This window comes from Neorhizobium sp. BT27B (genome assembly GCF_050455485.1).
Taxonomy (GTDB): Bacteria; Pseudomonadota; Alphaproteobacteria; order Rhizobiales; family Rhizobiaceae; genus Neorhizobium.
Genome location: NZ_JBCIYT010000006.1, coordinates 455,075 through 465,877, shown reverse-complemented (window position 1 = coordinate 465,877; position 10,803 = coordinate 455,075). Strand labels below are relative to the sequence as shown.

Genomic DNA, 10,803 nt, shown 5'->3' with positions numbered 1-10,803 from the left:
ACGCCCTCACTCCGTCACACCCCGGCGCGAGTCTCATCCTGATTGACGCTGAATCTCACCTAGATTGCCGCTACGCACACGACCCCACGGGCTTGCGGCATCGTAAGGAATGATGACATGGACCCACGACCATGCGTTGTTTGTAGCGCTTGGTTCTGCAAACAGGTCCATCATCGCATTACCCCTCCAAAGGTTGGCGTATAGGCATTGTCCTTGAGTGCGGCGAGTTCATCCTCGGTGAGCTCGAGCACGAGACCCTCGGCATCCGTTGCTGCTTCAGGAGAGGGTTTCGCGGGTCCGGCCTTACTACCAGCCCGTCGCTACTTCCGTCATCTCCTGAGCCGTCCTCGTCCGCATCTGGGTTAGGATCCGGATCGGGAATGAATTCGTTGTTGGGGTTACCCCTAAGAGAGCTGCCGATGGCCGAGAGTTCGGGTAGAATGGCACCGATGAAAACCAGTCGTTCAAGAGCGAGGTTCCTCCTATCGTCAGGAACTGTGTAATGTGATCGTCTGGCGATGGCGTGAATCTTGTCCTTGAGGTCTCTCCAGTCGCCTGTAGTTTCCAGGTTCCGAAGGTAGAACAGGACTCCGGGTTCGCAGTAGGTGAGCCAGCGCCGAAGGAATGGACGCTCATGGATCATCGTGAGATTGCGGCGTCGAAGACATGTGTCTAGGACGATGATGCAAATGCACTCATTCGACATGAAGAGGCCCGCCATGCGACGGGACAGGCCTTCGCCGCGTCCACGCCACATCTGAGCCTGTCCCTTCGTCTGAATTCTCGAAAAGCAGGGGCGCATATCACACCTCCAACATGTCGAGGACTTCGTGAATCAAGATTTGCATCTGGGACTTGTCCATGTCGGCAGCACTCAGCAGAGTGGCAAGCTCGGCATCGATAGCCGCCAATCGGGAAATTTGGTCCCGGTCCGACCCGTCAATAAATTTTGCCGCTGACAATGCAAAGGGGGCCGATGGGCCCTTGTCGTCGTATCCTGTGAAAATCTCTGGCTCTATCGGCTCTGGCATCGTTGATCCTCCCAGTGTTCCTTCATCCATGCTCGCCGCCGGCGGCGCAAGGGACAACCAGGCTACCTTCGGCCAGCACTGTTCGCAGTTGAAAAGCGACTGAAAGACAGGCGCACGCGGCGCTCGCACACTTTCAGAGCTGCCGTTGCTTTTCTGGAACCATGCGCGGCGGCGGCGGCGCTGGCTAGATGTCTTCGGTGATCGCCGAATGACCGCGCTGGACAATTCGCTTGAACAGCGTCCTGTCTGCCAGCGGCCACAGATCATATCGACCAGCCGCCAGCCCTGCCCCTCTGTGCCCGGCCATCCTTACAAGATCGATGTCCGGGCGAGGCTCCGCGTCGACCTCGATTTTTCGATGTGCGGCTTTGCGTTTGGGGCAGGTGATCGCTTCCATCGCACCACCCCGTCAGAGGTAAAGGTTGGCGTAGATCGCCGCCATGATCTCGAATCTCGCAACATAGGATTCCGCTACCTGGAGATTTGGATGATCATGGAGAACGAAGTTGTGAAAGAGGGCCGCGCCGGCCGGGTTGGCTTCGGCTGCGCGACGACATAGAGCTTCCCACTGGTCGCTAGGTCCGGGGAGTTGCGCGGCATTCACGAATGCCATGAACTCGGAAACCTGATCCTCTGTCGGTCGCATGCTAATCATATTCTGGCCTGTCGGCTTGCAGGACGATACTAGAGCTGGCGTCGTTCGTTGCGAGAAAGATATGAAAGTGACCACCCTCTTCCTCCACCCAGCAGCCCTCGATGCACCCACTGCAACGGCGCTCGACGTGCTGCGCGATGGCCTCCGCAATGGGACTATCGTCTTGGACGTGCCCCCACTCCCGAAGGTCTTTGGCGATATACCAAGGCATGACACAGGTCCGGCACCTGACATCTATCGTTAGCGTGTATGTGCAGGCGCTTAATGACTGTCGCATGTCACGCCCCTCTCGCGGCGTTGGCAATGCGCATGGCAACGGTCGCGGCCCGTCGCGCCTCCATCCAGTTCTTTTCGCCACTCTTGTGGATGACGACAGGCGGCGAGCCGTCAACGCGATGGATGAGAACTTCGCATGTGGACGGGACATTATTAAAATCCGGACCTCCGTCTGCGATGACGATATCAAAGCTGTTGTCGGCAACCCGAAGCGTGGTCCTCCATCCAAGGTCAGCTTCATCCTGCGTCCAGACGGTACCCGGCTCTCCCTCGTTTCCGGGGTCCAATATTATCCCGCCAGGCGAGCGAGTTCCCCACTCGATCTCGATGACCGGCGTGAACTCCCACCTCGAAACTATCCCGGCGAACACGTGGTCGGCTGTCTTCAGAAGCTCTCGTGCCGCAATTCCGACGTGGGGGTTACTCCACAGCGGTAACAGGCTTTCCGCAGGCTCTTCAGCGTCAGGCAGAATGTCGCGGATGTAGACCAGACCGACGACTGTATCGTCCTTGAACGCCGCCAGAGCCTTACCGGACTCTTTATACTGGTGCGCCAGTGCGTCGGGGATTTTGCTGACAGTGTTGTGGATCATGCTCCGCACCTCTCAACCCGTGCCAGCGTCGGAAGCCGGGTGATCGGGATGCCGTTCCACCGCGTCAGGTAGGGAGTGGCATCCCGGTTGTCGGCAAGCTGATCCTGAACGGCCAACAGGAAGCGGCGCGTAAGTTCTGGCGATAGCGTGACGTACCGGATGCCACGGACGATCATCGTCGACGTCTCCACCAGATGCACCTCGATCGCCAGCCGCTGCTGGTTGCTCTTGATGTCAGGCAGCCACCGTGCCTCTGGCGGAACGATCCGCGCGTCGAATGGAGCGTCGAAGATGAGCATGCCGAACTCAAAGACCCAGAAGATCAGTGAGCCGTCGACGATGATCCCCGCTTTCATAGGACCGCTTCTGATCGATCTCGCCTCGGACCTCGTGACGTTCGTCATGGCGACCTGGAGGATGTTGCCCCCGTCAGTCAGAAAATGTGCTGCCGCTCCCTCATGGGCTCGGATCGGAAGCGGGTACTCCATGCCCCGCGCTAGTGTCACAATGCTCATCAACTTCTCCTCTGGTTGTGTTCAACACGAGGTCATTTCACACATCCAGCGAGAATAATCAATAGGCCTGAAATGAGGCATCTTATTGATATCATTTAAGGATTCGCGTTCGAATCCTTACTCTATGACGACGTCGCAAGGATTCAAAAACACGAACACAAGGATTCGATGGAATCGAATCCTTGCATCTCAAAGTTGACGGTTTGAACCGGTAAACGGTTTGTTAAACACACCAGCGATTATGGGAAAAATTATCCAGCGCTCAGATGCCAATCCGCTGACCGGCGTGGTCAAGTCCCTGTCCGAAACCGGGGATGTCCGTCCGTCTGACAAGTTTCTCGGTCCACGTCTTCCGTTCCAGAACGAAGGCGTCCAAGTCGTTAACGCGATTCCCAATTGCACGACGGCAGGCTGGGTTGACGGGCGAGGCGGTGGCGTAGGCTCTTTTCCCGCTGAGGCCCACAGGGGCGTGGCGGTGCCCAAAGGGCATAAAGAGCCGCGGGGCTGGCCGTCACCGAGTGAGAAGGTTTCATGCTTATGCGGAAGCGCGGTTCGCGTAGCGGATCGACCAGAGACAAGTGGATCTGGTCGAAGACTTCGGAGCATCGACATGGAAGAGAGTGAGGCTACCCTGCCGGGATATGAATAAAAGCACGGACGATGGACGTGCCAAGAGGAAGAGAGAGCATATCGGAGCTCTGAGCATAGCGACGGCACCGCCGTCAGAGTGGGAATTCGCGCGTGTTGAGACCGGTAGGAAAGGCAGCAGCAGGAAGTTCAGCGAAGTGGCCGCCCCGGCGGGAACTGGAACCTACTGCCTCCGGCGAGACACTCAAATTGTTGACAATGGCCGGAAACCTGGATTTAAAGATGGGACACAACATTGGTACACCCGACACCATCCGGGATGCTCCAAAAGCCTTGTTTTCCGGGCTTTCAAGAGTGCTGTCGAGAAGCTTCAAATCTCTCTAGCAGCACCATTTTCCTTCCTTAAACATCCCCAAAGACACGTTCTGCCTGACCGCAGAGACCTCGGCATCAACCCTGCCGATAATTATTTCGCCAATTTTCACATTTCCGCGGAACCTCGGACAGGTCATCGGCATTAATGGCCGCCAACCTTCATTCATCTCCCCCGAGGCATCCATGAAAAACGTTCTTCTCGCCGCCGCCATCGCGGTTTCTTCGATCCTGCCCTTCGCAGCCTCTTCCGAAGCCGCAAGCGTGACCGTGCGCACCGTCGAGCGCGTCGATCATCGAGGGGGCCATCACGCCCGCCCGCGCCATCACCGCGAAAAGTGCGTTGTGAAGAAGGTGCGCACCCAGCACCATGGCCGCACCGTGGTTCGCACCACCCGCGTCTGCCGTTAAGCGCCGAATATTTGAACGTGGCCGTCATCATGGTCGATGCGGCCACGTTTTCTTTTAGGTGAATTCAAGTGCCCATATCAGGGCTGAGCATTTTGCGACTCGGCTTCCGGTGCGCCCTGCTCCTCAGCCGTCGCCGCCGGCTCCCTGACCTTCGACACGGCAATGAAATTGAAGCGTGAATTGTCCACGCCTTCGGCCCGGAATGTCATGCGGTAATCGCCGATCTCGGTTCGGAAAGCCTGCTTCCCGGCCATCCTCTCCTCAAGATAGGCGCGATCGTCCTCGCTGATCGGGGCCAGAATACGCCGCGCCAGATCACCGGCCTTTTGCGGTAGTGCACCTCCCTCGCCATCCTCTGCGAAATTGAGCTTCATGCGCAGGCTGGAGAGGCTGTCGCCCGCCGCCCTCACCTGCAGAAACAGCGAACTGGCCTTTTCCGCCTGGCTGAGCGCAATCAGCACCGTGCATTCCGAACGGCCATCAGGTGCTGCCAGAAAAACCGGCTTTTCTCCCGTTGCGCCCGGCTCAAGCGCATTGCAGCTTTTTTCCGGCTGCCAGGCTTCTGCGGGTGGAGAAAGATGGGATGGGGGATTTTCGAGGGCCGGCCGGGGTATGCTCCGGTGCACCGGCTCCGCCGTGACGTCAGGTTGCTGTTGCGGGGCAGACTGCGCCTGTGGCGGCAGCGGCACCCGTTCGGTCTTTCCACGCCACCAGTCGTGCAGCGGCAAGCCGAGGCGATCTCCGGCAATCTCGAGGTTGCGGCCATTGTTGGCGAGCAGAACCGGCACGATGACGCCACAGATGGCAATCGTCACGAACAGGATCATGACGATGCGCCGACCGCGATGCGGTTGCGGGTAACGTTCCGCAGCGGATGGCACGGCTTCCTTCGATATGGATTGCGTCGGCTCACGATCCTCAATCATTGTGGCAATCGCTTTTCCGTATGCATGCCGGCATCATACCTGACGCCAAGATTATTTGTTCTCCTGATAATATTCGGAGTAACGCGAATAATAATATTCGCTCGATCCATAGGTCCGGTAGAGCTTCATCTTCTCGTGATCGACCTTGTTGAGGATCACGCCGAGCGTCTTGTCGCGCACCTGCGGTTCATTGCCGATCGTCTGGCGCACGGCGCGGCGTGCCGTCTTGCCCCATTCGACCACGTAGATGAAGCTGTCGATGCGGTTGGCGGCGGCGCGGGCATCGACCACGGCGCCCAGCGGCGGCAGGTCGACGATGATGTAATCGGCCTCTGCCGACAGACTGGTGAGGATATCGCGCATGGCAAGCGAGCCGATCAGTTCGGCCGAATGCGGCACGCGGCGCTTGATCACCGCCGGCAGGAAGGCAAGCTTGGTCTCGGGATTATAGAGCAGCAGATCGCCGACCGGCTTCTTCTCCAGGATCGCTTCGAGAATCCCCTCTTCCGCATGCAGGCCGATGGCGCGGGTGGCGCCGGGATTGCGAAGGTCGCCATCGATCAGCACGGTACGGGCGCCCTGGCTTGCCAGAAGCTCGGCGAAATTGATGGCCGTCGTCGACTTGCCCTCGCCCGGCAGGGTCGAAACGATGCCGATGATCTTGCAATCCTTGCCGGCCAGCGTCAGGTCGGCGGCGATCTTGGCGCTGCGCAGCGTTTCGGCAAAAGACGACAGCGGGTGGTCGATCACGTAATTCGAGGCGATATTGCTCTTGCGCAGCGCCCGCGGGCTTTGGCCTGCCGGCACGTCCGAAAGCTTGCCGGCGCTCTCATCGATCATCGGCGCGGTGCCGATGAATTCGAGATCGAGCACATCACGTACCTGATCGCCGGTGCGGAAAAACCGGTCGCGGAATTCGCGGAAGGCACCGATGCCAGCCCCGGCGACACCACCGAGGAAACAGAAGGCCAGCAGCATGATCAGCTTTTTCGGATGGCTGGCGCCATCCGGCTCGGTCGCCTTGGTGATGACGCGGGCTTCGGTCAGCGGAAAACTCTGCTGCTGCAGGGCTTCCTGATGTTTCTGCAGAAAGTTCTGGTAGAGGTTCTTGTAGGTATCGGCCTCACGCTCAAGCTCGCGCAACTGCACCTGCGTCTCGTTGGCGCTGAAGGTTATGCCCATCGCCTTCTGGACGCTATCCTCCAGGCTCTTCTGGCGCGCCTCGGCAACCTCAAGCTCGCTCTGGTAGCTCTGGGCGATGCGGCTCAGTTCCTCGAACATCTGGCGACGGTATTCCGCCATTTCGCCGCGCAGGCGCACAGCCTGCACATGGTCCGGGCCGAGACGTTGTGAAATATCGGCTTCGGTCTTGGCTGCTTCCAGATATTTCTGGCGCAGGTCGTTGGAAATCGAGCTGTCAAGCACATCGTTGACGATGGCATCGCCCTGGCCGGCATCGATGATCTTCTGGATGCGCTCGTGTTTTGCCCGCGACTGCGCCGTTTCCGACTGGGCAACGATCAATGCGCTGTTGAGCTCGGTCAGCTGCTGGTCCGACATCAGCGTCTGGCCGGCGGAGACAAGACCGTTTTCCGAGCGGAATTTCTGGACGGCGAGATCGGCCTCCAGCGCCTTCTGGCGCAATTCGGCGATGCGGCCTTCAAGCCAGCTGCCGGCGCGGCGGGTGGCCTCGTAGCGGGATTCCAGCTTGTCGTCGAGATATGAGTCACCAACGGCATTGGCGACACGCGCCGACAATGCTTTCGATGGCGAGGTATAGGCAACGCCGATCACATAACTGCGGCCGGCGCGGGCCACGGTTATGCCACGACCGACCTGTTCGATGGCGGCCTGACGGCGGGCAGCGCTATCGGCCTGTGCTTCCTTCGGCGAATAAAGGCCGGTGAGGCTGATCAGCGACTTGATGCCATTCTTGACGGTGGCAACGGCGGAGGGTGTGCCGACGAATTCGGGATCGTTGGTGAGATCGAGCTTGTCGACGACCGCGCCGATCACCGCCTGGCTCTGCAAAAGCGCGATCTGGCTGGTGATCATCGCTTCTTCTTCCCCCGGTGCCGGACCTGCCGTGGAAAGCTGGGCGACCACCTGGCTGGTATCACCGCGATCGATCATCACGCTGATGCCGGCCGTATAAAGCGGCGTTGCCGTCATCACATAGGCGATGCCGAGCATGGCGCCGACAGTCGCGCAGAGAGCCACCACCAGCCATTGACGCCGCGCGATGCCCATGATGGCCTCGACATCGATCAACTGGCGGCGGGCGGCGGGTGCGCTGAGCTTTTCCAGCAAGGCACCGCTCGGCAAATCCCTATTATACAGCTGCAAATTCTTGACCTCGACGTCGGGAGCGAAACGTTAAGCACTTCGGGTGCCCGCGGCGGAAATAGGGCGGGGCGCACGGCTGTCGAGTATCGAGCAAGTGCCCGATGACCGTTCCAACCTCCTCCCAAGGCTTTTTTATGGAACGGTCGGATTTCGACCTGCTGGGAAAACGTGGCACATGATCGGACAATGATCAAGTTTTAGATGAAATGTCTCTTTTTAAAGACGCCGGGAGGCGCGCGCGGCGCCTCCCGGAAAGTTCGCCTTAAAGGTCGCGGATCGCGTTGCGCGTACTCAATGCGTCGTTGCTGACACCCGAAGCTGTCGATGTGACGTCGTTGAGGATATCGAGGAACTTGGTCAGCTCGACGGACTTCGAATTGGTCACGTAGAGAATGTCCTTGTCCTGCATCGGGAACTTCTGGACCGCGAAGAACATGGCCGGATCACGCAGGTTGGCGCGGAAGATCACAGGAACTTCCTGACCCTTGAAGCGTGACGTATCGACGCCGAGCTTGACCAGCAGATCGCGGCTGACGGTGCGATACAAAAGAACCTGCTGCGGATCGGCCTTGCTGTCGAGCAGACCACCGGCCTGGCCCAGAGCTTCGCCGAGTGTCAGCGAGGATTCCTCGAAGTTGAAGCGGCCATTCAGACCCGAAGCGCCGAAAGCGAGATAGGTGCGACGCTCGCGCTTGACGACGACGGTATCGCCCGGCGCGACAAAGATGTTTTCACGCGGGTTCTTCACGAGGTCTTCGTAATAGACCTTGCCGGTGCGGCTGCCGCGCTGGAGCGTGATGTAGGTTTCCTCACCCGGCACGCTGAGGCCACCGGCCTGCGAAACGACGTCGAGAATACGGTCGCCGGCTTCCGTCAGTTCGATCTTGGTCGGCTCGTTGACGTCGCCGAGGACGGCGACCTGTGCGGAGCGGCTGTTGATCTTGGTGATGATCGCCTGCGGCTCGATGGCGCGGTTGGCGAGCTTTTCCTCGATCTCGCGCTGAACCTGCTCGACGGTGCGGCCATTGGCGCGGATGCGGCCGGCATAAGGCACGCTGATCATGCCATCGCGGCCGATCGTATAGTTCGGCAGGGAAACGAAGTTACCGGAACGGCTGCCAGCATCGGCGGGAATGAAGAGACCGCCGGACTGGGATTCGAACACCGTGACCTGAACGACATCACCGACGCCGAGCGGCAGGTTCGGAGCACCGCCGCGTCCCGTGCCGAAACCGCTGGCAAAGGATGGCGTGACCGTATCACCCACATAAGCAAGCAGCGTCTTGTTGAGATCGACCAGCGCATAATCGATACCGGCCGTCTTGGCCTTGCTGGCGGAGGTAACCTTGACCGCCGCATTGGACTCGACCGCTTCCGATAACGGGCCGGAATTCGGGAGTGCCGTGCAACCGGCCAAACCCAGGGCGGTTACTGTCAGCAGCATTACGGAGCAACGCATGATCACTCGGATCTCCTTCAGTCGTGCAGACATATGCTGCAATGCAATAGTCAAAAAACGTCGGACGTACCACCTCGGCACGTCCGAAACACTACTCCTGCGAGTCATCTGGCAATCTTTGTGTGGCGTTTGTATCACAGATGATTAACACCCATTAACCACCCTTGATTGCATTGGGCTTTTTTGGCGCGGATTGGCAAGAACATGGTAAACAGACGCTTAAAGTCAATATTGCCAAACAATCACCGGCACTTTGTTAAAATTGAATCTTTTCCCATTGGAGGTCATCGGCATGCGATTATTATCATTTGTCAGATATGGACGCGCAGAAGATGCAATCATGGCACGAGCGTGACCATACCGAGATTGACCACCCTTAATTCCCGCATAGGTTGATTTCTTGCTGCCAAAAGATCGATCTCGCGCATCATTTCAACATCCAGGCGCAGACATGTGGAAAACCTGCTCATCCGGCCGGTATCGACTTATTGAGTGGATCACGTGCAGATGCGAGTGGACGCGAAACCGAGAAGGCCTCATGCTTATCGCGGGTGAACAGGGTACAGTCACGCATGATCGCTGATCGCGGTCGGTGTATTTTATGAAAAGCATGACCGCATGAAATCTCTCCTGCAACGGTTTTTCCGGCAGGGCGGGCCGACACAGGCAACGCCGCCGCGCCGTCGCTTCACGCTCGGCCAACCGGGACCGGCATACCCGCTTTATGCGGTGGGAGATGTGCATGGATGCCTCGACCAGCTGCTCGACGCTGAACGGCGTATTCGTGATGACGCCAGGCAATACGAAAGGAAGGGCTTGACCATCCTGCTCGGCGACTATGTCGATCGCGGCCCTCGTTCGGCGGCAGTTCTCGAACATCTGGCACGACCATCGGACCCGACCCTGCGGCGGGTACCGCTATGCGGCAATCACGATGATGTTTTCCTGCAGTTCCTGCGCGATCCGAGCCAGATCGACCGCTGGCTGGAATTCGGTGGCCGCCAGACGCTGCTGTCCTACGGCATGGATGCCGAGCATCTGGTCAGCCGCAGCGGCGGCGATCCGGCGCTGATGCGCACGATCCTCAAGGATATTGTACCGGCCCATCACATCGAATTTCTGGAAAGCCTGCCGGTGCTTCTGGCGATCGGCGATTATGTTTTTGTGCATGCGGGCCTGCGCCCCGAAGTGCCGATGGAGGAGCAGCGCGACGAGGACCTGATGTGGATCCGTCAGCCGTTTCTGTCGAAGGGGCCAATGCTGCCGAAGATCGTCATCCATGGGCACACGCCGGTGGACAAGCCGCAGTTCTCGTCTGGCCGTATCGGCATCGACACAGGCGCCTATTACAGCGGCCACCTTGCCGTTCTGAAAATCATCGACGGCAAGGCCAGCATTCTCTAGAATTAGCCGTTGCGCTGGCGAAATGCCTTAATACGAACAACGGCCATCGTTCCAAGCGCCTCCGCTATCGAGGCATTTATCCTGAGTGATAAAGGAGGAATAGCGGACCACTACGACAAGCACGATAACCGCCAAGGCCAGAAACCATAACATTCGGTTGCCAGAGATACGCATGCTCGTTCCTTGCAAGCTTAGGTGAACCAGTAGGCGTTATATCGACATACTAC

At 58.7% G+C, this 10,803-nt stretch carries 9 protein-coding genes; 3 read left to right on the top strand and 6 right to left on the bottom strand.

The features are described 5' to 3' along the window. Positions 1-803: 803 nt before the first annotated feature. Positions 804-1,061 (bottom strand): hypothetical protein, encoded by a 258-nt coding sequence (locus AAIH70_RS18960; protein ID WP_430035129.1) that lies wholly within the window; start codon positions 1,059-1,061, stop codon positions 804-806. 178 nt (positions 1,062-1,239) lie between these two features. On the opposite strand from AAIH70_RS18960, the gene AAIH70_RS18955 reads away from it, so the two are divergent. Then, positions 1,240-1,590, top strand: coding sequence for a hypothetical protein (locus AAIH70_RS18955; RefSeq protein ID WP_430035128.1), 351 nt, complete (start codon positions 1,240-1,242; stop codon positions 1,588-1,590). A 374-nt stretch (positions 1,591-1,964) separates the two neighbouring features. Here the strand turns inward: AAIH70_RS18955 and AAIH70_RS18950 are convergent, their stop codons facing one another. Beyond that, on the bottom strand, positions 1,965-2,555 hold the full coding sequence (locus AAIH70_RS18950) for a hypothetical protein (RefSeq protein WP_430035126.1): 591 nt from the start codon (positions 2,553-2,555) through the stop codon (positions 1,965-1,967). Then, positions 2,552-3,070, bottom strand: a complete 519-nt coding sequence (locus tag AAIH70_RS18945; protein ID WP_430035125.1) for a hypothetical protein — start codon at positions 3,068-3,070, stop codon at positions 2,552-2,554. Before AAIH70_RS18945 ends, AAIH70_RS18950 begins: the two co-directional genes overlap by 4 nt. A gap of 1,146 nt (positions 3,071-4,216) precedes the next feature. Between AAIH70_RS18945 and AAIH70_RS18940 the strand changes: the two genes are divergently transcribed. Then, positions 4,217-4,441, top strand: a complete 225-nt coding sequence (locus AAIH70_RS18940) for a hypothetical protein (RefSeq protein WP_132276731.1) — start codon at positions 4,217-4,219, stop codon at positions 4,439-4,441. A gap of 77 nt (positions 4,442-4,518) precedes the next feature. Here the strand turns inward: AAIH70_RS18940 and AAIH70_RS18935 are convergent, their stop codons facing one another. The 3 genes from AAIH70_RS18935 to AAIH70_RS18925 all read right to left on the bottom strand — a co-directional run bounded on the left by AAIH70_RS18935 (position 4,519) and on the right by AAIH70_RS18925 (position 9,172). Then, positions 4,519-5,367, bottom strand: a complete 849-nt coding sequence (locus AAIH70_RS18935) for a DUF6030 family protein (RefSeq protein WP_132276729.1) — start codon at positions 5,365-5,367, stop codon at positions 4,519-4,521. Positions 5,368-5,418: 51 nt separating this feature from the next. Further along, positions 5,419-7,674 (bottom strand): polysaccharide biosynthesis tyrosine autokinase, encoded by a 2,256-nt coding sequence (locus AAIH70_RS18930; protein WP_430035142.1) that lies wholly within the window; start codon positions 7,672-7,674, stop codon positions 5,419-5,421. A gap of 301 nt (positions 7,675-7,975) precedes the next feature. Continuing rightward, on the bottom strand, positions 7,976-9,172 hold the full coding sequence (locus AAIH70_RS18925) for a polysaccharide biosynthesis/export family protein (RefSeq protein WP_132276727.1): 1,197 nt from the start codon (positions 9,170-9,172) through the stop codon (positions 7,976-7,978). A gap of 618 nt (positions 9,173-9,790) precedes the next feature. Between AAIH70_RS18925 and AAIH70_RS18920 the strand changes: the two genes are divergently transcribed. Then, positions 9,791-10,576, top strand: coding sequence for a metallophosphoesterase family protein (locus AAIH70_RS18920; protein WP_132276725.1), 786 nt, complete (start codon positions 9,791-9,793; stop codon positions 10,574-10,576). The last annotated feature ends 227 nt before the right edge of the window (positions 10,577-10,803 follow it).